The following is a 21,177-nucleotide window of genomic DNA, read 5'->3' as shown; positions in this document are numbered from 1 at the left end:
CCCGTTGGACGCCGCGCATCGGATTCCTGTCTGAACCGTCAGTTTGACAACAGTTCCGCCGTGCGGGCGAGCGCGCCGCCGAAACCGTTGAGCGGAATGGAAAAGCTAACCGCTTGTCCCGTATCGGCCGCAAAGGCGTCGATCTTCAGCGTGGTGCCATTCTTGAGCAGCGGCGTGACATTGGCGTCGAACGCCACCGGCACCAGGCAGCCGACCACCTGGCAAGTGTTGAACGCCAGGCTGCCATCGAGCTTCTGGTCGTCGATGGTCAGGGTGACGCCCTTGGCGAGCGCCAAGCCAAACGGCAGGGCAAGCGTGCCGGTGGCGTCTTCGCCGGTCTTGCTCGACAGTTCGATCGCCAGCAGGCGCTGGTTGCTTTGCTTGTTGAACTGCTGGTGCGACAGGCTGCAGACCTTGTTCGTGCCCGATATCTGGCAGTTGACCGTCCAGTCGCCATGGGTTTCGGACAAGGCCGATGCCCCGCCGGGCAGCTGCGGCGCATCAGCCGCGGCGGGCGGCGCCGCCACCTTGTCGCCCTTGGTCTGCGCGGCCACGGCCGGCACACCGGCGATGCAGGCCGCACCCAGCATCGCAACCAAATACGCGTATTTCCTCATCAAGACCTCTCCCGCCCGGCTCCGTCTCGAACCAGCCTGGAAGCTGACCTCGCGAGACGCGCTGGCTACATTCTGTTTGACCGTTTCCCCGAAGGCGCCGTTGTACCCGACGGACATGTCGACGCCATTGACGCCATTCAGTTCGAGGCCAGCGCCGACCCCGATAGAGCGGCGAATCGATCGCCTCCGTCAAGTGCAATGCGGGGTTGCCGGGCAGATTCTCGGCAGCCGCGAAGCGACCTTTATTGGGGCAACTCCACCTGGCCTTCCATGGAGCGAATGCCGCAGTGTCGCCGGGCGCGATGTCCATGCCGATCTCAAGCATTGGCGTCGTCGGCAATCTGCGGTCGCGGTCGGATGACCAGCAGAGGGCGTGATCGATTTCAACGCGCCCGATGGGCCGGCCATGGCATCGCCGGACAAACACCCTATATTACGGGCATGAACAGGTTTTTTGGCAGGAATGAGCGGATGGCGGTGGGTCTCCCGTCGGTGCGTCTGGTGTCGGCGCTGCTGGCCGCGGCTTTCGTGGCCGGGCGTGCGCTGCCCGCTTCCGCGCAGGTGCTCAATCCCGCGGCCAACGGCAACGCGCTGGTCCAGCAGAACGATTTGCAGATCTTGCAGAACCGGGTGCAGCGGCAGCAATTTCAGCAGCAGCAACAGCAGTATCGCGCTCAGGACCGGGTGATCGTCCAGCCGCCGCCGCCGGTGGTGCCGCAGGTCAGGTCGAGTTGCCAGACACAGATAATCGGCAACACCGCTGTGAGCACCTGTCGCTGACAGGCTGACCACTCTTTTATTTAGCCGACTTACATGATAGGGGCCTTTCAGGTGCCCCTGCGGCAGTTTGGGTTTGCAAAGGCGCCGCGTCACGCTATGGGGCACTGCACCGACTGGATTGTTACGAATGGCAACCACCAAGAAAAAGGCCGTGCGCAAGGCCAAGAAAGGCGAGCGGATCCGCCAAGTCGCGGCGATTCCCTTTCGGCGGAACGCGCATGGCGACATCGAGGTGATGCTGGTCACGTCGCGGACGACGCAACGCTTCATCGTCCCGAAGGGATGGCCGATGAAGGGCAAGGGCGGCCGCAAGGCAGCCACCATCGAGGCGATGGAGGAAGCCGGCGTGCTCGGCAAGACATTGAAGCAACCGGCAGGCACTTATTCCTACTGGAAACGGCTGGCCAACAACTTCATTCGTGTCGACGTCATCGTCTATCTGCTTGAGGTGACCGAGGAACTGGCCAACTGGCAGGAAGCCAAGCGGCGGCAGCGGGCCTGGCTTACGCCGGCCGACGCGGCGACGCTGATCGACGAGCCTGACCTCTCGACGCTGTTGGCGAGCTTGACGATTCCCGGACCGGCGCCGATCGACGCTGCCTGAGGCAGCCCTTACCCGCTCTTGTCGCCATCTTCGGGAAAAAGCCGCGGCGGCTTGCCGGTATAGGCCCACAGCCATTCACGCGGCAGCGGCCCCTTGTTGCGCTCGCTCTGCTGCGACTGTTCCCAGGCATGCGCCAGTATGCCGACGGAACGCGACAGCACGAAGAGCCCGCGCGTCAGCGGCGGCGGGAAGCCGAGTTCGCCATAGATGACCGCCGTGGCGCCATCGATATTGAGCGGGATCTTCTTGCCCTTGCGCCGTGCGACCTCCGCCTCGATCGCCTCGGCGATGTCGGCGAACCGTCCATTGACCACGCCCCGCGCGGCAAACGAGCGGGTCAGTTCCAGCAACCGCGGTGCGCGCGGATCGACCGGGTGGAAGCGGTGACCGAGCCCCGGCACATAACCCTTTTCCTCGGCGAAGAACCGGTCGAGTCGTGCCGGGACCGCCTCATCCAACGCCGTCCCGCCATCGATCGCCACGACGATATCACCGTAGAAGGACAGCGCCTGTTCACCAGCACCGCCATGCACGTCGCCGAGCACGTTGATGGCCGAAGCCATGGCGCTGTTGATGCCGACGCCACAGGTGGCGGCCATACGGGCAATGGCGATCGACGGCGCCTGCGGCCCATGGTCGACGGCCGCGCCCAGCGCGATGCCGAGCAGTGCCGCCTGGTCCTCGCTGGGCAGTTCGCCACGCAGCATCAGCCAGATCATAGCTGGGAAGCTGGCGCGGCCGATCAGGTCCTGGATTTCATAGCCGCGCAGCCGGATGACGCCGGGGCTCATCTCGATGATGCCGGTCTGCCACCATTCCTCGCCGCGCTCACGGCCCGTCTTCTTCTGCTTCTGCGTATCGCTCATGCCCGTGCCCCGGCCTTGGTGCGCGGCGGCAGGCCGGCGAAAATCTCGTCCATATGCGCGCCGAGCGCCGGCGGCGGCTTCGTCGGCAAAGGCGCCTCGCCATCGACCATGAAGCCGCCGCGCAGAACGGTCAGCGGCCTGTCCATGCCAGCCACATCGTCGAAATTCGCGGTCACCTGGCGTTGGAGCACCTGCGGCTCGGCCAGCACTTGCGGGATCGTCAGCACCCTGCCCGCCGGCACGCCGGCACGATTGAGCGTCTCTTCCCACGCCGCCGCCGAGGCGCCTGCCAGGGCCTCCTCGATCTCGGCCTTAAGCGCCGCGCGGTTCTTCTTGCGTGTTTCGCGCTCGGCAAAGCGCTCATCCGAGGCCAGCTCCGCTCGCCCGATCAGCCGGCAAAGCGTCACGAACTGTTCCTGCTTGTTGGCGGCGATGTTGAGCAGCCCGTCGCCGGTACGGAACGCGCCGGAGGGTGCCGCGGTCATGTTCTCATTGCCCATCGGCCTGGGATCGACTCCTGCCGTCAGGTAGTTCGATACCGGCCAGCCCAGCGCGGAAAGCATGCATTCGAGCATCGAGACGTCGAGAAAGGCGCCCTCGCCCGATGTCTTCTGCCTGACCAGCGCCGATGCGATCGCGAAAGCCCCGACCAGCCCGCCCAGCGTATCGGCAACGGGATAACCGACGCGCAACGGCGCCGTTTCCGGCGTGCCGGTGATGCTCATAATGCCCGACAGGCCCTGGATGATCTGGTCATAGGCGGGATTGTCGCGCATCGGCCCGGTCTGGCCGAAACCCGATATCGCGCAATAGACGAGGCCCGGCCGGATCGCTTTCAGCGCTTCATAGCCAAGGCCAAGCCGATCCATCACCCCGGGGCGGAAATTCTCCACCAGCGCGTCGGCACTGGCGACCAGATCGAGGAAGCGCTCGCGATCCGCTTCCGTCTTCAGATCGAGCATGACAGATCGTTTGCCGGCGTTCTGCGCCAGGAAGGAGGCGCCCATGCCAGCCTGGTTGAGCTTTGGCGAACCGCCGAGCTGACGCGCCAGATCGCCGCCTTGCGGCCCCTCGACCTTGATCACATCGGCTCCCAGCAACGCCAGCTGATAGGCACAATAGGGCCCGGCCAGAACATTGGTCAGGTCGAGGACGCGGATACCGGAAAGCAGATCAGTCATGTCTTCTCAAATCGGTCAGGCATCGCCCGGCACATGTTCCGGTCCGCGCCGCCGGCGATGCTCGATGAAGGCCCAGATATGCGGCCCGGCGAGGCCGATGAAGGCGAGCGTCAGCAGCGTCAGCGACAGCTTGTGCGTATAAAACACCGACCAGTCGCCATTCGAGATGGTCATTGCCCGGCGGAACTGGGTTTCGGCGAGCGGCCCCAGGATCATGCCGATGATGACCGGCGCGGTCGGGAAATCGAAGCGCCGCATCAGGAAGCCAGCCGCTCCTAGGAGATAGAGGATGACGAGATCGATCGGCGACTGCGAGATGCCATAGGTGCCGACGGTGGCGAACACCAGGATGCCGGCATAAAGCTGCGGCGCCGGGATCTTCAGCAGCCGCACCCACAGCCCGATCAACGGCAGGTTGAGGATGACGAGGATGACATTGGCGATGAACAGGCTGGCGATCAGGCCCCAGACCAGATTGGCCTGCGTCGTCAAAAGCAGCGGCCCGGGATTGATGCCGTAGCTCTGGAACGCCGACAGCATGATCGCCGCCGTCGCCGAGGTCGGCAGGCCGAGCGTCAGCATCGGCACTAGCACGCCGGCGGCGGAAGCATTGTTGGCGGCCTCGGGCCCGGCAACGCCCTCGATGGCGCCGACCGTGCCGAACTCCTCCTTGTGCTTCGACAGCTTCTTCTCGATGGCATAGGACAGGAAAGTCGGGATTTCGGCTCCGCCGGCCGGCATGGCGCCGACCGGGAAACCGATCGCGGCACCGCGCAGCCAGGCCTTCCATGACCGGCCCCATTCGGCCGCGGTCATGTAAAGCGAGCCCTTCAGCGGCACGATCTCGTCCTTGCCGGCATAGCGGCGCGAGGCCATGTAGAGCGTCTCGCCGACCGCGAACAGGCCGACGGCGGCGATGATGACGTCGACGCCGTCGAGCAGTTCGGTCGTACCGAAGGTGAATCGCGGCTGACCGGTCTGCAGATCGACGCCGATCATGCCGATGACGAAGCCGGCAAACAGGCTGGTGAGCCCACGCACCGAGGACGAGCCGAGCACGGCCGAAACCGTGATGAAGGCCAGCACCATCAGCGAGAAATATTCGGCCGGGCCGAAGGCCAGCGCGAACTTGACCACCACCGGCGCCAGGAAGGCGACGCCCAGCGTGCCGATGGTTCCGGCGACGAACGAGCCGATCGCCGAGGTGGCAAGGGCCGCACCGCCGCGGCCGGACCGGGCCATCTTGTTGCCCTCCAGCGCGGTGACGATGGTGGCGCTTTCGCCGGGCGTGTTGAGCAGGATCGATGTCGTCGAGCCGCCATACATGGCGCCGTAATAGATGCCGGCAAACAGGATGAAGGACGCTTCCGGTGCCACCTGGTAGGTGATCGGCAGAAGCAGCGCGATGGTCAGCGCCGGTCCAAGGCCGGGCAGCACGCCGATGGCGGTGCCGAGCGTGGTGCCGAGCAGGCACCACATCAGGTTCATCGGCGTGAAGGCGACCGAAAAGCCGTGCGCGAGATGGCCAAGCGTTTCCATGGCGTCAGCTTCCAAACGCGCCGATGATCGCATCGATCACCGTGTTCAACTGGTTCTCGATGAAACCGGCGCCGATGTTGACGCCGAGCGCCCTGGCGAAGCCGAAATAGGCGGCCAGTGCCAGGATAAGGCCGGTAAGCGCATCACGCAGCGTACGCTTGCTGCCGAAGCCATAGCAGACGAGAACGAACATGATGACCGATGCCGCGGTGAAGCCGAGCGGCCGGATAAGCAGCAGGTTGGCGACCAGGCCGATGACGACGAAACCCATCGCCTTCCAGTCGGTCGGCGTTTCCTTTTCCTCCTCCGGCTGCCAGCCGCCGCGAAACGCGGCCAGGATAAGCAGCAGGGACAGCACCGCAAGGCCGACCATGGTGAGATAGGGGAAGACGGTCGGGCCGACCTTGGAATAGAGCGGCGACACCGGGATCGCCAGCGTCTGCCAGGCAACGGCGCCGGCACAGGCGAGAAGGCCGATGCCAACAAGCAATTCCGGCACGGCAAGGCGCGAGGGCGCCGCCGGCTGGTTGATGGTGCTCATGAATGTCCCTCCCCGGTAGTTGGCCAAGACAGCCGGCAGCCGCTGCCGGCTTCACGTACCTTCACTCATTGGCCGACCGCACTCTCTCCTGCGATCGGCTGGAATAGAAAAATGGGGGACGGCTCACGCCGTCCCCCTGGGGAAAATCAGGCGAGGCCGAGATCCTTGAGGATGGCTTCGATGCGGGCCGAATCCTCGGCTACGAACTTCGCATAGTCGTCGCCGGTGAGCAGAATGGGCGTCCAGTTGCGGTTCTTGCATTCGGCCGCCCAGGCATCGCTCTTGGCCATCGTCTCGACCATCGTGATCATCGCCGCCTTGTCGGCGTCCGACACCCCGGGAGGCGCGAAAACGCCGCGCCAGTTGAACAGCTCGACATCGATGCCGGCTTCCTTCAGCGTCGGCGCGTCGATACCGTCCTGGCGTTTGTCGGCCGAGATGGCGAGCAGCCTCAGCGCGCCGGCCTTGACCTGTTCGGAGAATTCACCAAAACCGGAGATGCCGGCCGCCACCTGGTTGCCGAGCAACGCCGACAAGGCCTCGCCGCCGCCGGCGAACGGCACATAGGAAAGACTGGTTGCCGGAACGCCGACCGTCTTGGCGATCAGGCCGAACAGGATGTGGTCGGAGCCACCGGCGGAACCGCCGGCCACGGGAACTTTGGTCGGATCGGCCTTGAGCGCGGCGACGAAATCGGCGGCCGTCTTGAACGGCGACTCCGCCGGCACGACCAAAGCCTCGAACTCGCCGGTGAGGCGGGCGATCGGCGTGACCTGCGTCAGATTGTTGGCGGCCTTGTTGGCGATGATGGCGCCGACCATGACCATGCCGGCAACCATCAGCGAATTGCCCTTGCCGTTCCACTGGCTGATGAACTGCGGCAGCCCGACCGTGCCGCCGGCGCCACCGACATTGGTGATCTGCGAGCCGGAGATCAGCTTCTCTGCGCGCAGCACCTGATCCATCGTGCGCCCGGTCTGGTCCCAGCCGCCGCCGGGTGCTGCCGGCACGAAAATCTGGATCTGCGGCGCGCCTTCGGCGAAAGCGGGCGTGAGATGAAGTCCTGCAAGGGCGGCAGCACCTGCCGCCGCCGTGCTCATCAAAAATCTGCGTCTGTTCAGCATGGGATTCCTCCAGATCACGACACCTCCTCCGGTGCCGGCCAAACGCGCCTGCAATCACAGACCCGTGATCGAGTTCAAGCAGATGTTACTGAGTTCTGTCAACGGGAACGATATTCTGCTGGACAGAACGGTCCAGTGGCGCGACAGAGTGGCTCCGCTCGGGCTTCTCCGAACTGGGAACCGCAATGGACTTACCAAGCCAATCGACTGATGAGGAAAGCCGGCGCGCGACAGCCGAAGGTGTTGCGGCACTTGACCGGGCGATTGCCATCCTCGATGCCTTCACCACCGCCGACCGCTCACTCAGCCTGGCCGAAATCGCGGCGCGCACCGGCCTCTACAAGAGCACGATCCTGCGCCTGGCGAATTCGCTGCTGCGCGGGCAACTGCTCGAGCGCCTCGACGATGGGCGTTACCGCGTCGGGCCGGCCACCTTTCGGCTGGGCGCGCTCTATCAGCGTTCGGTCGTGGCGGTCGACATCCTGTTGCCGATCATGCGCGATCTTTCCGAGCGAAGCTGGGAAAGCGTTGCGTTCTACGTCCGCTCGGGCGACGTCCGCACCTGCCTCTACCGCGTCGAATCCAAACATCCGATCCGCTACACCATTCGCGAGGGTGACGTACTGCCTTTGCTGGTCGGCTCGGGCGGGCGCGTGCTCGCGGCGTTTTCCGGTCAGCCGGGCGAACCCTACGAGACGATCCGCAGGACCTGCAATTGCCTCGCCGTCGGCGACCGCGACCCCGACACGGCGGGCATCTCTGCGCCGGTGTTTGGACCGGGACGCATCCTGCTCGGCGCCTTGACGCTGGCCGGTCCGAGCACGCGCGTCGATGCTGCCTTCCTTCAACGCATGAAACGTCCGTTGCTCGAGGCAGCTGCCCGCGCGACCCGCGCCTTCGGCGAGGATGCCTCCATGCTCGAACAGGCAAGTCTTACGACGGAGGCTCTGCCTTAGCCTCGGCGGTTGCGACCTGCAAAAGGACCGATAAGCTTCGAATACAAACTGATTCAACTTTAAGCAGTCACTTGACGTTGCGTAATATTCGACTGCCCACGGCAAGAAAAGGCTTCATAGAGAACGGAACTATTTATTAGCTGTTAAGCCCCTCGTGATACCCGATTGCTGTCGCGCTTTAAGCGACATGAGGGAAGAAACATCGTCTCAACCGGCGGATGAAACAGCCGGACAGACGCGCTGACAGGATCATGGCACGTCCGTGAATTCGATGAAGCCGTCATCGAGGACCGCCAGCCCCCGTCTTCTCGGGCTCGTCTGGCCGTTCATTGCCGTCGTTCTCGTCCAGGCGCTGGTCGCCAGCCTCAGCCTCTACACGCTTTCGGCGGTTCGCGCCTATGTCGGCGGCGAAAGCCAGTGGTCCAAGGGGCAAAAGCACGCCATCTATTTCCTCAGCCTCTATGCCGACACCGGCAATGAGGAGTTTTTCGACGAGTATCGCGAAGCGATCGCCGTTCCGCTTGCCGACCGCTCGGCGCGCCTGGCGCTCGAGCAGCCCGACCCCGATACAGAGGCGGCGCGCGCAGGCTTTCTGCAGGGCAGAAACCACCCGGACGACGTGACCGGGATGATCTGGCTGTTCCAGAATTTCCGCGGCTTCATCTATCTCGACACCGCTATCCGGCACTGGACCGCCGCTGACGCGATGATCCTCGCCATCCAGCAGCTCGGCGACGCGATGCACGCGACGTTGAGCAGAGGGCAGGCGTCACCGGCTGAGATCAACGCCTGGAAGACGGATATCCATCAGCTAGACCGTCAGATCAGTCCGCTTTCCAAGGCTTTCTCGGACAGTCTCGGCGAGGGATCGCGCTTCATCAAGCTGCTGCTTACCCTTGCCAATCTCGTCACCGCAGCCTTGCTGATCCTGCTCGCCGTCTGGCGCACGCGCAAACTCCTGGCGCAGCGCCAGGCCTTCCAGCTGGCGCTCAATGCTGAGCGCGAGCGCGCCCAGGTGACGCTGGCTTCGATCGGCCAGGCCGTCATCAGCACAGGCCGTGACGGGCGGCTGGACTACATGAACGCGGTTGCCGAGAAACTGCTGGCCTGCCCGTTCGGCACTGCCAGAGGCAAACCGATCACATCGCTGTTTCGCCTTGTCGACAAGGACACCAGCGTTGAAGAAACGCAGCTGGTCGAGCGTCTCCTGGCTGGCGAACCGCGCCGTTCCAGTGCCCGTCCGCAATTGCTGCAGCGGCCGGACGGCTCTGTTGTTCCCGTCGCGCTGACCGGCGCGCCGCTGCTCGTTTCCGGTGAGGTCGTCGGCGCGGTGCTCGCCTTCCACGACATGACGCGCGAAGAGGATTATATCGAGCGGCTTTCATGGCAGGCTTCGCATGACGCGTTGACCGGGCTCGCCAACCGGCGCGATTTTGAAAGCCGGCTGGAAAGGACGATCGTCGAATTGCAGGGCCAGCCCCGGCAGCACGCCTTGATGTATCTCGATCTCGATCAGTTCAAGCTGGTCAACGATACCTGCGGCCATGCCGCTGGTGACCAATTGCTGCGCCAGATCTCCGCGCTGCTGACCCACGAATTGCGGCCGGGCGACGTGCTGGCCAGGCTGGGCGGCGACGAATTCGGTGTGCTGCTCGTGGACAGTGACTGCGAAACCGCCGCCGACACCGCCGAACGGCTGCGCACAGCCGTGCAGGACCTGCATTTCGCCTGGGATAACAGGCCTTTCAACACCAGTGTCAGCATCGGCATGGTGCAGATCGCCGATGCGCACGTGACAATCGAGGAGACGCTGCGTGCCGCCGATGTCGCCTGCTACATGGCCAAGGAAAAGGGCCGCAACCGCGTCCAGATCCACAGCGATGGCGACATGGCCCTACGCGAACGTTTCGGTGAGATGGCTTGGGTGCAGCGCCTGCACGCCGCATTGGAGCAAGACCGCTTCAGGTTGCATGCCCAGGAAATCTGGCCGCTCAATGACGACATCGTCGAGGCGGGAGCGCATATCGAGATCCTGTTGCGGCTGACCGACGAAGACGGCAGCTTCGTCACCCCGCAGAGCTTCATTCCCGCGGCCGAGCGCTACGGCCTGATGCCGTCGATCGACCGCTGGGTGGTACGCAACACCTTCCGCATCCTGGCCGCACGGCAAGCCGATCCGCTCACGCCGCCGATCGCCACATGCGCCATCAATCTTTCCGGTGCGACTTTCGGCGACGAGACCTTTCTCGGCTTCCTGCGCGAGCAGTTCCTCGTCCATGGCATTTCACCGGCCGTGATCTGCCTCGAGATCACCGAAACCAGCGCCATCGCCAATCTCACCAATGCCATGCGCTTCATTGCCGATCTGCGCGGCCTGGGCTGCCGTTTCGCACTCGACGATTTCGGCTCCGGCATGTCATCCTTCGCCTATCTGAAGCACCTGCCGGTCGACTACCTCAAGATCGACGGCAGCTTCGTCAAGGACATGCTGGAGGATCGCATCGACCGCGCCATGGTCGAGATGATCCATCATATCGGCAAGGTCATGGGCAAACGCACCATCGCCGAATTCGTCGAAAGCGACGGGATCATCGCCGCCCTGAAGACGATCGGCGTCGACTATGCCCAGGGCTATGGCATCGCCAGGCCGAAGCCTTTCGATGCCTCGACGGTGCTGCTTGGCCGGGTTGTCACGCCCGCCGCGGAGAGCGCCGATCCATGGGCCGATCTGACACGGAAGCTGCGCCGCAAGGCCGGTTAGGCCTCACTTCGGTTTAGGGCCGTCGCTCCAGCAGGATGGTCGGGGCATCGTGATAGAGGGTCCGCGTCACCTCGCTGTAGCCGCACTTCCTGGCGACATTCTGTGAAGCCGTATTTTCCGGATCGATGATGCAGACGGTTTTGGTACGTCCGAAGGTCTCGTCGCCCCAGACATGCACGCGACTGACGATCTCGGTGGCAAGGCCGGCACCGTGCACGGCCGGCGCCAATGCCCATCCGGCCTCGGGAATGCCTTCGATCGACGGTTCCATATCACGCTTCAGGTCGTGAAAACCGGCCTCGCCGACGAAGCGGCCTGTCACCCTCTCCTCGATCGCCCAGAAGCCGTAGCCGAGCAGCGACCACAAGCCGGCGTGACGCAGAAAGCGCATCCAGCTCTCTTCACGCGTGCGCGGCTTGCCGCCGATGAAACGGGTGACGACCGGATCGGCCCACATCGCGACATAGGCTTCGAAATCCTCGATCCGGTGCGCCCTCAGAATGGTTCGCTGCGTCTCGATGACGGGTGCGATGGTCGCTTGCGGATTGTTCATGGGACTTGCCTCGCTGATGTTGTCCGCGCTTAGCAAATCGCCCCTGCGGTGCAAGGGCCAGCACGAGACGCGCCATCATCCAGAAAAGCCGTATGGCCGCTACCAGCTCCGCTATGGGATTTCTGCCTGACAGTGTTATTTTCCCGGCAGGCTGATTCAGCACCTGCCGAGGCGACCTTTTCAGGCGCTCAAACCCACGGGAAAAAAGCATGGACACGACCGACCTTGTGCTTGCCATCGTCCATCATCTGCTGGTGTTTTCGCTGGCAGGGATCATCGGCGCCGAATTCGTGCTGATCCGCGGCGACCTGCCCGCCGTGACGCTCAAGCGGCTCGCCGGCATCGACCGCCACTATGGCATCATCGCCGCGCTCGTCATCATCGTCGGCATCGGCCGTGTCTTCTGGGGCCTCAAGGGTTGGGAGTTCTACGTCTACAACTGGATATTCTGGGCCAAGATGGCCGCCTTCGGAATTGTCGGCCTGCTGTCGATCATCCCGACCGTGCGCTTCATTTCCTGGAACCGGCAAGCCAATGCCAACCCCACCTTCGCCGTGCCCGCGAGCGAACTGGCCTCGGTGAAGACCTGTATCCGCACTGAGGCCTTCGTCTTCCTGCTGATCCCGGTCTTCGCGGCGGCGATGGCGCGCGGTTACGGCACCTGATCGGCAGCGACCGCCGTTTCGAGCGGCGCGATCGGCACCAAGGGCGCCGGCACGCTGGTGGTCTTCTCCTCGGCTTTGCAGATATCGGCGATGACGCAGGCCGGGCAATCCGGCTTGCGCGCCTTGCAGACATAGCGGCCATGCAGGATCAGCCAGTGATGTGCATGGCGCATATATTCGTCCGGGATGATCTTCAGCAGCCCCTGCTCGACCTGTTCGGGCGTCTTGCCAGGCGCCAGGCCAAGCCGGTTGCCGATCCGGAAAATATGTGTGTCGACCGCCATCGTATGCTGGCCGAACGCCATGTTGAGCACGACATTGGCGGTCTTGCGCCCAACCCCCGGCAGCTTGACCAGCTCGTCGCGGTCATCAGGCACCGCGCCGCCATGATCGCGGATCAGCGCTTCTGAAAGGGCGATGACGTTCTTGGCCTTGTTGCGCCACAGACCGATGGTCCTGATATAGTCGCCAACCTTGGCCTCACCCAGCGCGAGCATCTTGTGCGGCGTATCTGCGACCTTGAACAGCGCCCGCGTCGCCTTGTTGACGCCGGCATCGGTCGCCTGCGCCGAAAGCACCACCGCCACCAGCAGCGTGAAGGCGTTGACATGTTCGAGTTCGCCCTTCGGCTCCGGCCGCTGGACGGAAAATCGGCGGAAAATCTCATGCACTTCGGCCGGACTGTAGCGTGATATCCGCCGGGCCGGGCGTGGACGCGGTTTGGCGTTCGATCCGTCACGTCGTCCGGCCGGCAGCTTTTTTTCGGGCATGGGAGAATCTTTGGACTTGGGGGGCGCGATTTCCCTCCTATAATATCCTGTCATGAGCGACACAAACGCCTCGTTTCAGGCTGACGAGCCCTTCTTTCATGCATTGCTGACGCCGCACCGGTCGCTGGGCAGGACGGGCTTCCTGGTCCTGATGGCCGCGCTGCTGTTCGGCTGGCTGGTGACCGGTGCTTTTTTCCTGTCGCGCGGCGCCTGGCCAGTGTTCGGCTTCTTCGGCCTCGACGTGATCGCCGTCTACATCGCCTTCCGCGCCAACTACCGCGCCGCCCGTGCCCGCGAGGAGGTGTCGGTCTCGCGCACCAGCCTCGACATCCGCAAGACCGCCCCCTCGGGAAAATCGGAAGCGCATCGCTTCAACCCGTTCTGGGCGCGGTTTTCGGTCGCCCGCCACGCCGAGATCGGCATCACCCGGATGACGGTCGAAGGCCAAGGCCAGAACGTGCCGATCGGCGGCTTTCTCGATCCCGAGTCCCGCGAGAGCTTTGCTACGGCCTTTTCGCGGGCGCTGGCAACCGCCAAGGCGCGCTGAACCGGCTCAAAAGCGATAGCGCAAAAGCCTGCCGACCTTGCGCAGCGCCGGAATGTGTTTCCACAGCCTAACGAACAGTTTGGCGGACCAGCCCATGCGGGCGGCGTGTTCCGGCTTGTAGGCGGAGATATCCTCGACGAACCGCAGCTTGGGAACCGCCAGTTCCAGCTCGTGCGGATCATCGATCGCCCAGTGAACTTCGGCGCCTGTCGCCTTGATGGTCGGATTGAGGCGAAGCAGCGTCAGGCCGAAACGGCTGTAGGCGTCGAACATCAATTCGCCGCCGGCAAGATGTGAGACCAGCCGCGAAACCAGGCGCAACCCTTCGTCGGCGGGAAGATAGGGCGTCAGCCCCTCCGCCACCACGATGGCCGGGCGGTTGCGGGGCACGTCGGCCAGCCAGCCGGGCTCGGTCACCGACGAAGCGATGAGATGGTAATGGTCGCGGGACGGGTAGAGCCTGCGCCTGAGCTCAATGACCTGGGGATAGTCGACATCGAACCAGTCCACGCCCGCTGGCGGATCGACGCGGAAGATGCGCGTATCGAGCCCGCAACCGAGATGCAGCACGATGGCGCCGGGATTTCTGGCCAGAAAATCCTCGACGCGAACGTCCAGTGTCTTGGCCCGGATCGCCAAGCCGACGCCGAGATTCTCGTCGACCTTGAGCCTGGAAAAATCGTAATCGATCTTGCGCACCGCCTCGTCGGCGAAATGATCCCCAAGCAGCGAATGCGGCAGCCGGCTCTCCAGCGCCTTGCCGTAGAGCGTCATCAGCAAGGTTTCCTTTGCCCCGGTCAGATGCACTTTCTCGCCGGCCATGAGCGACTCCTCGCAAGAGCATGATCCCGAAAAGTGGATGCCGGTTTTCGGAAAGGATCATGCTCGAACACAAAGATAGAGCCCCATCCCGACACATCGGGATGGAACAGGCTCACGAAACCCGAGTCTATCTGGGCATGCGCGGCAAGAAAGCAAGTTTCGGGTGGCGATCGGCGCCCCAAGGGGCGATATTCCTGGCCAAGGAGACAGTTCGATGAGCACACAGACAGCCGTCCTCAAGAAGGACATCACACCGCAAGGCAGCGACTACGAGATCGTGCGGCGCGCCATCGAGAAGATCAGCCTCGACTACCGCGACCAACCTTCGCTCGAGGAGCTCGCGGAAGAGGTCGGCGAGACGCCGACCGGCCTGCAAAAACTGTTCACCCGCTGGGCCGGCCTGTCGCCCAAGGCGTTCCTGCAGGCGGTGACGCTCGACCATGCGCGCCGGCTGCTCGATTCCGGCATGCCGCTGCTCGAAACCTCGTTCGAATTGGGCATGTCCGGTCCCGGCCGGCTGCACGACCTGTTCGTCACCCATGAGGCGATGTCGCCGGGTGATTACAAGACACGCGGCGCCGGCCTCACCATCCGCTACGGCTACCATGCCTCACCTTTCGGCACCGCCCTGATCATGGCCACCGACCGTGGCCTTGCCGGTCTCGCCTTCAGCGACCCGGGCGAGGAACGTGCGTCGTTCGCCGACATGTCCAGCCGCTGGCCGAACGCCATCTATGTCGAGGACATGGCCGCGACTGGTCCTTATGCCGCGCGCATCTTCGATCCGACATTGTGGCGTCCCGATCAGCCGCTGCATGTCGTCATGATCGGCACCGACTTCCAGGTCCGCGTCTGGGAGGCGCTGCTGCAGATCCCGATGGGCAAGGCCCGCACCTATTCCTCGATCGCAGCCAGCATCGGCGCTCCAAGCGCCAGCCGCGCCGTCGGCGCCGCCAATGGCGCCAACCCGCTCTCCTTCGTGGTGCCTTGCCACCGCGCCATCGGCAAGTCTGGCGACCTCACCGGCTACCATTGGGGCCTGACCCGCAAGCGCGCCATCCTGGGCTGGGAGGCGGGCCAGGTGTCGTCGTAAAATGTCGATTTTTCAATTTCGATCCAAGAAATATATGAATAGTCGCACTATAAAGTATTAGTGCGATTTCTCATCGGAATTTCTGGATACAACCGGGGACAACCATCGGTTTATTCATGGTCATTATTGCCGCGAATTATTTAAGTTTACGCTAAATTAACCACGATAAAGCGATCATGACCCATATTAATTCGGGCGATCCGACTTAATAGGAGGTCTCGATGAAGTTGTTTCGCACCGCCTTCGGTGCAGCCTTTCTGGTCGCATGTCTGGACCAGCCCGCATTGGCAACGACGCAAAATGTCATTTTCAATGGCACGATCTCCCCGACCTGCACGCTTGTCATTGCCACCAATGGCACAATGACGGTCAGTCCCGATCTCCAGTCGCTCAGCTCCCACAACAGCGGCGGCTCGGCCGGAACCGTCACGCTGACGACGACCGGCGGCGTGTCGTTGAGCGTCGATCCGGTTACCACCACGACGGTGCCGTCAGCCGACACGACATCGACCACCTGGACCCCGACCTATTCTTCCGCCGGTACGCACTCCATCGTCGAGACCGGCTCGGCGACCGCCATCAGCACGCCCGGCGCCGACCTTGTCTCGGTCCATCTCGCCGGCACCAAGGGCGGCAGCAACCGCTTCGCCAACGGAAACTATCAGGCAACGGTAACGCTGCGCTGCGAGTAGCGCCCGGGAAGGGAGGCATCCTTGACACTTTTTCGAACTCTGGCGACGGCGCTGGCCGTCGGCCTGATCCCTGTTGCCGCGGCGGCCCAATCGATGTCGCCGATGCGCGGCGAGGTCAACAGTTTCACCGACGTCTTCGCGGTCCGCGTATACCCGGCCAATCCATACGACCAGAAGATCAAGGTCGAAATCCACGTCTACGATCAGGATTTTCAGCCGGTGGACGCCAGGATCTCGCCGAGTGCCTTCCAACTGGGGTCCCAGGCTTCCCGTCCTGTCCTTGTGGTCGTGCCTTTCGGCGGCGCCGCCGAGCGTAAAGTGCGTATCTGTACCGAAAGCATCCCCTTCCCCAATCAACAGACGCAGATAAGGGCACAGATATGCGGAAAGTTTTTTGGGCACCGCAAGTCCTGACGCTGGCAGTCGCGGTTGCTGTGACAAGCACCGTTCCAACCCAGGCCCAGGACCAGATCTACAATCTCAACCAGAACGAGAACGGCTTCAATTTGCCCGGTGTCACCTTGCCCCAGGGCCAGGACGAGGTCCATGCCGCGGACGGCACCACTTGCCGTTCCGCCGTTTCCGGTTCCGGTGCCTATATGGATCTCGGCGTTATCAGAGGCAACAACCAGACGGACAATGGCGTCGCCACCTATGGCCGGGTGGTGATCCCGATCGGGCGTACACCGACGCGTCTCGACTGCAGCCGGTTGTACGAACTTGAGGTCCAGCGCCTGCAACTGGAGCTGAAACTGCTCAAGATGGGCCTCGGCGGCGACGGCCCGACGGGAAGCGTGGCCGCCAGCGCTCCCGCTACCGCGGCCGCGTCACCCGGGTGGGCCAACGAAGGCTGGAGCATCAGGACCGGAGATGGCGATGGCAAGAAAAAGAGGAAGAAGAAATAGCCGCACGCTGCTTGCGATGGCGGCCCTTGCCGGTTTCTGCCAGCCTGCGCCGGCGGCAATCATCGGCACCTGCACCATCATGGTCGGGGCGTCGGGAACGATGAAGGCAAATCCCGGCCTTAACGTGTTCGGCTCCAAGCAGGCCGGCGGATCGAGCGCGGACGCCACCATCACCGCCAGCTCGCTGCTTTGTACCTTGCTCAACCTGCTCGATTGTTATTCCGTTTCCGCACCGGCGCCCGCATCGTTCTCGTCGGCGCCAAGCGGCGGCGGCACCAATGTCAACTTCAGCACCGTCTACCGCCTCGACGGCACCGGCGCCGACACCTCCGGAAGCGTGCCGCAGCGCGTCGTCAACGGCACCCACACTATCCAGGTCGATCTCACCGCCACCAAGTCGAGCGGCATCTTTCCCGCCGGCAGCTATCAGGGCACGGTCACCGTGCGCTGCGAGTGAGGCGACAAATCGCTTTTTGGTATCCACATGGTCTGGCAAGTCATCGCATGACGCGCTAGCTTCCCGCGCAATCGGGGTGCCGGTGCAGCCACAGTGATGCATCGGCGCACCCCGCCATCTTCGATCCACATCGTGCTCTCCGAAAGTCGATCCTGATTTCCGGCCAGCGCTGGCAGGGAGGCACTTTCTTGATAGTCGTCATCGGCTCGATCAACCTCGACCTAATCGCCAAAGTCGACCGCTTGCCGACCCCCGGCGAAACGGTGAGCGGCTCCGGTTTCGCCACGGCGCCCGGCGGCAAGGGCGCCAACCAGGCGCTGGCCGCCGCACGCGCCGGCGTCCCCGTGCGCATGGTCGGCGCCGTCGGCAGGGACAGTTTCGCCGGCGAGGCGCTGGCATTGCTGCGCGAGGCCAAGGTCGACCTGTCGGGCGTGGGGGAAACCTTTGCCTCGACCGGCACGGCGCTGATCATGGTCGGTGATGACGGCGAGAATATCATCGCCGTGGTTCCCGGCGCCAATGCCTCCGTGGTGCCCGGCGACCTTTCCAAGGCCTTCCTGAAAAAGGGCGACGTCGTTCTGCTCCAGCACGAGATCCCGCTGGCGACCGTCGATGCCGCGCTCGACCAGGCCAGGGCCGCCGGCGCCATCACAGTGCTCAACACCGCTCCTTTCCAGGGCGACGCGGCGCGTTTCCTCGGCAAGGCCGATTATGCCGTCGCCAACGAGACCGAGTTCGACCTCTATGGCGAGGCGCTGGCGCTGAGCGGCCGCGACCGCGCGGCGCGCATGCGCGACTTCGCCGCGAAAACCGGCCGCACCATCGTCGTCACACTCGGCGGCGATGGCGTCATGGCGGCGACGCCGAGCGATTTCCTGACCGTTGCGGCCATGAAGATCACGCCTGTCGACACGGTCGGCGCCGGCGACACCTTCTGCGGCTACTTTGCTGCCGGCCTGTCGTCCGGCCTAGCGCTCGACAAGGCGCTGGCGCGCGCCGGTGCGGCAGGCTCGCTCGCATGCCTCAAGCCGGGTGCCCAGCCGGCGATCCCGCTGGCCAGGGATGTCGACCAGGCCTTGCAGGAAGCCAGCTGAGATGATGCGTCCCCAGACGAAACATGCCGTGCCGCCGGTCGGCGATATCTGCCGCCTGTCGGCCATCGAGCTTGCCGATGCGATCCGCCGCCAGAAGCTGTCCGTGCGCGAGGTGGTGACCGCCTTCCTCGATCGCATCGAGGCGGTCAATCCGCTGGTCAATGCCATTGTCTCGTTGCGCGACCGCAGCGACATCCTGCGCGAGGCCAATGCAGCCGATAGCAGACGGGGAGGCGAAACCGGTACACTCTTCGGCCTGCCGATCGCCATCAAGGATCTCGCCTCGACCACCGGCCTCAGGACTTCCTTCGGCTCGCCGATCTTCGCCGATTTCGTGCCGCAGGAAGACGATTTCTTCGTCGAGCGCATCCGCGACGCCGGCGCCATCATCATCGGCAAGACCAATGTTCCCGAATTCGGGTTGGGATCGAACACCTACAACAATGTCTTCGGGGCGACGCTGAACGCCTTCGATCCGGCGCTCGCCGCCGGCGGCTCTAGCGGCGGTGCGGCGGTGGCGCTGGCGCTCGACATGGTGCCTGTCGCCGACGGCAGCGACTTCGGCGGCTCGCTGCGCAATCCCGCGGGCTGGAACAATGTCTACGGTTTCCGCCCGTCGCAGGGGCTTGTGCCCGGCGGGCCGGACTTCGAGGTCTTTCATGCGCAAATGGGCGTCGAAGGGCCGATGGGCCGCAACGTCGCCGACATGGCGCTGCTGCTCGACGTCCAGGCGGGCTACCACCCGCAAGCACCATTGTCCTATGAGAAACCGGGCTCCTTTCTCGAAGGGCTCGCAACGGCATCGACCGGCGGCCGCATCGCCTGGCTCCGCGACCTCGGCGGCCATCTGCCGGTCGAACCGGGCATCCTCGATCTGTGCGAGGCCGCGCTGAACCGATTTGCCGATGCATCCTTCCTGACCGAGCCCTTGCTGCCGGATTTCGATTTCGAAGCGCTGTGGCAGGCCTTCGTGACGCTGCGCCAGGCCAGCAGCGGCTGCGCGCTCAAGGTCCATTACGACGACCCTTCCAGGCGCGGCCTGCTGAAGCCGGAAGCCATCTGGGAAATCGAGAACGCGATGCGGCTGACGGCGCCGCAGATCCGCGCCGCCTCGGTGATCCGTACCTCCTGGCATCGCACGCTGCTGTCGATCTTCGACCGCTTCGATCTGATCGCGCTGCCGACCGCGCAGGTCTTCCCCTTCGAGATCGGCACGCACTGGCCAAGCGAGGTCGCCGGACGGCCTATGGACAGCTATCACCGCTGGATGCAGGTTTCCGCCTTTGCCACGCTGGGCGGCTGCCCGGCGGTCAACGTGCCGGTCGGCTTCGACGACAAGGGGCGACCAATGGGCATGCAGCTGATCGGCCGGCCGCGCGGCGACCTCGCCGTGCTGAGGGCGGCCGCAGCTTATGAGGCGACGCTGCCCTGGCAAGCCGGCGCCTGACGCGTGTAGCGGCCCGGCGCTTCGCGCATGGCTTGCGCGGAGCCTGTCGCCATGCATTGATTGTCGCCTGCTGGATCGACAGCATTCCAAGGGAAAAATCATGTCGCTCGAACTCTACGCCGCTTATGTCCTTGCCTGCATCGTCATCATCCTGGTGCCCGGCCCGACGGTCACGCTGATCATCGCCAACAGCATCCGCCATGGCGCCCGCGCCGGCCTCGCCAATGTCGCCGGCACACAGGCAGGGCTTGCCATCATGATCGCGATCGTCGGCATCGGCCTCAACACGCTGATCGCGGGCATGGGCCATTGGTTCGAATGGGTGCGGCTGATCGGTGCCGCCTATCTGATCTGGATGGGCGTGCAGATGTTCCGCTCCAAGGGCACGCTGAATGCCGACGGCACCGCGAGGAAGCCGCGCGGCGGCTTCTTCCTGCAGGGCCTGCTGGTGGCGCTGAGCAATCCCAAGACGCTGGTGTTCTTCGGCGCCTTCTTTCCGCAGTTCATCGCGCCGCAGGGCAATTACACGCTGCAGATCGTCGTCATGGGCCTGACCGCCATGATCTTCGCCGCCCTGTCGGATTCGAGCTATGCGCTCGCCGCCAGCCGCGCCGGACGCCTGCTGTCGGCCAGCCGCATCAAGCTCATGTCCAGGATCAGCGGCAGCTTCCTGGTCGGCGGCGGCCTGTGGCTGGCGTTTTCAAGATCGAAGTAAAGGCGGCCGCTAGGCCGGCGCCGCAAAGAGTTGCAGCGCCCTGGAATGGCAACCGATTGAAACCGTGCTCGCCCACCACCACATGAATCTGCATCGGGGGATTCTGTCTTTTGGACTTGGGATGGTTTGAAGAGGAACGCGCCTAGCGTGATCCTTTTCGTCGGTGCGTTTGCTATTATGCTCATGTTGGCGGCAAACCAATGGGCCAACGACGCAAGCCCGATCCGGTCAGTTGGTGCCATCGATGCAACGATTAAAAGTGCCCAATGGAGAGACGGTAAGTACATCCGCTATGTGCTTGCTCTCAATGATGGCTCGTACGTGCTCATCGACGACGACCGCTCGCATCTGATTGGGTCAGATGCGAGCATCGAACGCGTCACGCGCGACAATGGCGCCGTCTTCTACCGGTTTCCCGAGTGAGACATACCCAAAAGCTCTATGCTCT

General features: G+C 63.9%; 24 protein-coding genes. 15 read left to right on the top strand and 9 right to left on the bottom strand.

Translation table 11 applies throughout. From position 1 onward, the window contains the following. Positions 1-38: 38 nt before the first annotated feature. Positions 39-617, bottom strand: coding sequence for an invasion associated locus B family protein (locus AC04SF_RS26930; protein ID WP_096450172.1), 579 nt, complete (start codon positions 615-617; stop codon positions 39-41). A 471-nt stretch (positions 618-1,088) separates the two neighbouring features. Here AC04SF_RS26930 and AC04SF_RS26925 point away from each other — a divergent pair, with 471 nt between their 5' ends. After that, on the top strand, positions 1,089-1,397 hold the full coding sequence (locus tag AC04SF_RS26925; RefSeq protein WP_488480255.1) for a hypothetical protein: 309 nt from the start codon (positions 1,089-1,091) through the stop codon (positions 1,395-1,397). Between the two features lie 127 nt (positions 1,398-1,524). Then, on the top strand, positions 1,525-2,001 hold the full coding sequence (locus tag AC04SF_RS26920) for an NUDIX hydrolase (RefSeq protein ID WP_488480254.1): 477 nt from the start codon (positions 1,525-1,527) through the stop codon (positions 1,999-2,001). A gap of 8 nt (positions 2,002-2,009) precedes the next feature. Here the strand turns inward: AC04SF_RS26920 and AC04SF_RS26915 are convergent, their stop codons facing one another. The 5 genes from AC04SF_RS26915 to AC04SF_RS26895 all read right to left on the bottom strand — a co-directional run bounded on the left by AC04SF_RS26915 (position 2,010) and on the right by AC04SF_RS26895 (position 7,252). Beyond that, positions 2,010-2,867, bottom strand: a complete 858-nt coding sequence (locus AC04SF_RS26915) for a citryl-CoA lyase (RefSeq protein ID WP_488480253.1) — start codon at positions 2,865-2,867, stop codon at positions 2,010-2,012. Beyond that, the gene (locus AC04SF_RS26910; RefSeq protein ID WP_488480252.1) at positions 2,864-4,048 is read right to left on the bottom strand and encodes a CaiB/BaiF CoA transferase family protein; all 1,185 of its coding nucleotides are present in this window, start codon (positions 4,046-4,048) and stop codon (positions 2,864-2,866) included. The genes AC04SF_RS26915 and AC04SF_RS26910 overlap by 4 nt, the downstream gene beginning before the upstream one ends. Positions 4,049-4,063: 15 nt before the next feature. Next, on the bottom strand, positions 4,064-5,587 hold the full coding sequence (locus AC04SF_RS26905) for a tripartite tricarboxylate transporter permease (protein WP_488480251.1): 1,524 nt from the start codon (positions 5,585-5,587) through the stop codon (positions 4,064-4,066). Between the two features lie 4 nt (positions 5,588-5,591). Beyond that, a complete protein-coding gene (locus tag AC04SF_RS26900) occupies positions 5,592-6,128 on the bottom strand; it encodes a tripartite tricarboxylate transporter TctB family protein (protein ID WP_488480250.1) in 537 nt (178 codons plus the stop codon). A gap of 146 nt (positions 6,129-6,274) precedes the next feature. Then, positions 6,275-7,252: a Bug family tripartite tricarboxylate transporter substrate binding protein gene (locus tag AC04SF_RS26895; RefSeq protein ID WP_488480249.1), complete on the bottom strand. Its 978-nt coding sequence runs from the start codon at positions 7,250-7,252 to the stop codon at positions 6,275-6,277. Between the two features lie 185 nt (positions 7,253-7,437). Between AC04SF_RS26895 and AC04SF_RS26890 the strand changes: the two genes are divergently transcribed. Further along, positions 7,438-8,208, top strand: a complete 771-nt coding sequence (locus tag AC04SF_RS26890) for an IclR family transcriptional regulator (protein WP_096450188.1) — start codon at positions 7,438-7,440, stop codon at positions 8,206-8,208. Positions 8,209-8,479: 271 nt separating this feature from the next. Further along, the gene (locus tag AC04SF_RS26885; RefSeq protein WP_488480248.1) at positions 8,480-10,969 is read left to right on the top strand and encodes an EAL domain-containing protein; all 2,490 of its coding nucleotides are present in this window, start codon (positions 8,480-8,482) and stop codon (positions 10,967-10,969) included. 13 nt (positions 10,970-10,982) lie between these two features. Here the strand turns inward: AC04SF_RS26885 and AC04SF_RS26880 are convergent, their stop codons facing one another. Next, positions 10,983-11,522, bottom strand: a complete 540-nt coding sequence (locus AC04SF_RS26880) for a GNAT family N-acetyltransferase (protein WP_488480247.1) — start codon at positions 11,520-11,522, stop codon at positions 10,983-10,985. Positions 11,523-11,731: 209 nt separating this feature from the next. Between AC04SF_RS26880 and AC04SF_RS26875 the strand changes: the two genes are divergently transcribed. Beyond that, entirely contained in the window at positions 11,732-12,187 is a 456-nt protein-coding gene (locus AC04SF_RS26875; protein ID WP_202352703.1) for a DUF2214 family protein, read from the top strand. On the opposite strand, the gene nth is transcribed toward AC04SF_RS26875, so the two are convergent. Next, positions 12,175-12,957: an endonuclease III gene (gene nth, locus AC04SF_RS26870; protein ID WP_488480246.1), complete on the bottom strand. Its 783-nt coding sequence runs from the start codon at positions 12,955-12,957 to the stop codon at positions 12,175-12,177. The genes AC04SF_RS26875 and nth overlap by 13 nt on opposite strands. Before the next feature lie 52 nt (positions 12,958-13,009). Between nth and AC04SF_RS26865 the strand changes: the two genes are divergently transcribed. Then, the gene (locus AC04SF_RS26865; protein WP_488480245.1) at positions 13,010-13,504 is read left to right on the top strand and encodes a DUF2244 domain-containing protein; all 495 of its coding nucleotides are present in this window, start codon (positions 13,010-13,012) and stop codon (positions 13,502-13,504) included. A gap of 6 nt (positions 13,505-13,510) precedes the next feature. On the opposite strand, the gene AC04SF_RS26860 is transcribed toward AC04SF_RS26865, so the two are convergent. Continuing rightward, the gene (locus tag AC04SF_RS26860; RefSeq protein ID WP_488480244.1) at positions 13,511-14,326 is read right to left on the bottom strand and encodes a class I SAM-dependent methyltransferase; all 816 of its coding nucleotides are present in this window, start codon (positions 14,324-14,326) and stop codon (positions 13,511-13,513) included. A gap of 214 nt (positions 14,327-14,540) precedes the next feature. On the opposite strand from AC04SF_RS26860, the gene AC04SF_RS26855 reads away from it, so the two are divergent. From AC04SF_RS26855 to AC04SF_RS26815, 9 genes are all read left to right on the top strand, one after another. Beyond that, positions 14,541-15,419: a methylated-DNA--[protein]-cysteine S-methyltransferase gene (locus AC04SF_RS26855; protein ID WP_488480243.1), complete on the top strand. Its 879-nt coding sequence runs from the start codon at positions 14,541-14,543 to the stop codon at positions 15,417-15,419. Between the two features lie 221 nt (positions 15,420-15,640). Next, positions 15,641-16,111: a hypothetical protein gene (locus AC04SF_RS26850; protein ID WP_202352698.1), complete on the top strand. Its 471-nt coding sequence runs from the start codon at positions 15,641-15,643 to the stop codon at positions 16,109-16,111. A gap of 21 nt (positions 16,112-16,132) precedes the next feature. Next, the gene (locus AC04SF_RS26845; RefSeq protein ID WP_096450204.1) at positions 16,133-16,525 is read left to right on the top strand and encodes a hypothetical protein; all 393 of its coding nucleotides are present in this window, start codon (positions 16,133-16,135) and stop codon (positions 16,523-16,525) included. Continuing rightward, a complete protein-coding gene (locus AC04SF_RS26840) occupies positions 16,492-17,016 on the top strand; it encodes a hypothetical protein (protein WP_096450206.1) in 525 nt (174 codons plus the stop codon). Before AC04SF_RS26845 ends, AC04SF_RS26840 begins: the two co-directional genes overlap by 34 nt. Next, positions 16,988-17,473, top strand: a complete 486-nt coding sequence (locus tag AC04SF_RS26835; protein ID WP_488480242.1) for a hypothetical protein — start codon at positions 16,988-16,990, stop codon at positions 17,471-17,473. The genes AC04SF_RS26840 and AC04SF_RS26835 overlap by 29 nt, the downstream gene beginning before the upstream one ends. A 188-nt stretch (positions 17,474-17,661) precedes the next feature. Further along, positions 17,662-18,567, top strand: a complete 906-nt coding sequence (locus AC04SF_RS26830) for a ribokinase (RefSeq protein WP_488480241.1) — start codon at positions 17,662-17,664, stop codon at positions 18,565-18,567. 1 nt (position 18,568) lies between these two features. After that, entirely contained in the window at positions 18,569-20,014 is a 1,446-nt protein-coding gene (locus AC04SF_RS26825; RefSeq protein WP_488480240.1) for an amidase, read from the top strand. Between the two features lie 100 nt (positions 20,015-20,114). Next, on the top strand, positions 20,115-20,729 hold the full coding sequence (locus AC04SF_RS26820; protein WP_096450214.1) for a LysE family translocator: 615 nt from the start codon (positions 20,115-20,117) through the stop codon (positions 20,727-20,729). 147 nt (positions 20,730-20,876) lie between these two features. Further along, on the top strand, positions 20,877-21,152 hold the full coding sequence (locus AC04SF_RS26815; protein WP_488480239.1) for a hypothetical protein: 276 nt from the start codon (positions 20,877-20,879) through the stop codon (positions 21,150-21,152). Positions 21,153-21,177 lie beyond the last annotated feature (25 nt).

The sequence above is a fragment of the Mesorhizobium sp. CNPSo 4671 genome, assembly GCF_057784245.1.
The sequence above is the reverse complement of the archived record's forward strand: the minus strand, read 5'-3'. Positions and strand labels throughout refer to the sequence as shown.

Excerpts from the sequence above, each read along its gene's own strand:
- AC04SF_RS26820 (WP_096450214.1), top strand. The coding sequence starts at position 20,115 with ATGTCGCTCGAACTCTACGCCGCTTATGTCCTTGCCTGCATCGTCATC.
- AC04SF_RS26860 (WP_488480244.1), bottom strand. The coding sequence starts at position 14,326 with ATGGCCGGCGAGAAAGTGCATCTGACCGGGGCAAAGGAAACCTTGCTG.
- AC04SF_RS26920 (WP_488480254.1), top strand. The coding sequence starts at position 1,525 with ATGGCAACCACCAAGAAAAAGGCCGTGCGCAAGGCCAAGAAAGGCGAG.
- AC04SF_RS26895 (WP_488480249.1), bottom strand. The coding sequence starts at position 7,252 with ATGCTGAACAGACGCAGATTTTTGATGAGCACGGCGGCGGCAGGTGCT.
- AC04SF_RS26825 (WP_488480240.1), top strand. The coding sequence starts at position 18,569 with ATGATGCGTCCCCAGACGAAACATGCCGTGCCGCCGGTCGGCGATATC.
- AC04SF_RS26875 (WP_202352703.1), top strand. The coding sequence starts at position 11,732 with ATGGACACGACCGACCTTGTGCTTGCCATCGTCCATCATCTGCTGGTG.
- AC04SF_RS26835 (WP_488480242.1), top strand. The coding sequence starts at position 16,988 with ATGGCAAGAAAAAGAGGAAGAAGAAATAGCCGCACGCTGCTTGCGATG.
- AC04SF_RS26850 (WP_202352698.1), top strand. The coding sequence starts at position 15,641 with ATGAAGTTGTTTCGCACCGCCTTCGGTGCAGCCTTTCTGGTCGCATGT.
- AC04SF_RS26855 (WP_488480243.1), top strand. The coding sequence starts at position 14,541 with ATGAGCACACAGACAGCCGTCCTCAAGAAGGACATCACACCGCAAGGC.
- AC04SF_RS26840 (WP_096450206.1), top strand. The coding sequence starts at position 16,492 with ATGCGGAAAGTTTTTTGGGCACCGCAAGTCCTGACGCTGGCAGTCGCG.
- AC04SF_RS26930 (WP_096450172.1), bottom strand. The coding sequence starts at position 617 with ATGAGGAAATACGCGTATTTGGTTGCGATGCTGGGTGCGGCCTGCATC.
- AC04SF_RS26865 (WP_488480245.1), top strand. The coding sequence starts at position 13,010 with ATGAGCGACACAAACGCCTCGTTTCAGGCTGACGAGCCCTTCTTTCAT.
- AC04SF_RS26880 (WP_488480247.1), bottom strand. The coding sequence starts at position 11,522 with ATGAACAATCCGCAAGCGACCATCGCACCCGTCATCGAGACGCAGCGA.
- AC04SF_RS26905 (WP_488480251.1), bottom strand. The coding sequence starts at position 5,587 with ATGGAAACGCTTGGCCATCTCGCGCACGGCTTTTCGGTCGCCTTCACG.
- AC04SF_RS26925 (WP_488480255.1), top strand. The coding sequence starts at position 1,089 with ATGGCGGTGGGTCTCCCGTCGGTGCGTCTGGTGTCGGCGCTGCTGGCC.
- AC04SF_RS26885 (WP_488480248.1), top strand. The coding sequence starts at position 8,480 with ATGAAGCCGTCATCGAGGACCGCCAGCCCCCGTCTTCTCGGGCTCGTC.
- AC04SF_RS26915 (WP_488480253.1), bottom strand. The coding sequence starts at position 2,867 with ATGAGCGATACGCAGAAGCAGAAGAAGACGGGCCGTGAGCGCGGCGAG.
- nth (WP_488480246.1), bottom strand. The coding sequence starts at position 12,957 with ATGCCCGAAAAAAAGCTGCCGGCCGGACGACGTGACGGATCGAACGCC.
- AC04SF_RS26890 (WP_096450188.1), top strand. The coding sequence starts at position 7,438 with ATGGACTTACCAAGCCAATCGACTGATGAGGAAAGCCGGCGCGCGACA.
- AC04SF_RS26910 (WP_488480252.1), bottom strand. The coding sequence starts at position 4,048 with ATGACTGATCTGCTTTCCGGTATCCGCGTCCTCGACCTGACCAATGTT.
- AC04SF_RS26900 (WP_488480250.1), bottom strand. The coding sequence starts at position 6,128 with ATGAGCACCATCAACCAGCCGGCGGCGCCCTCGCGCCTTGCCGTGCCG.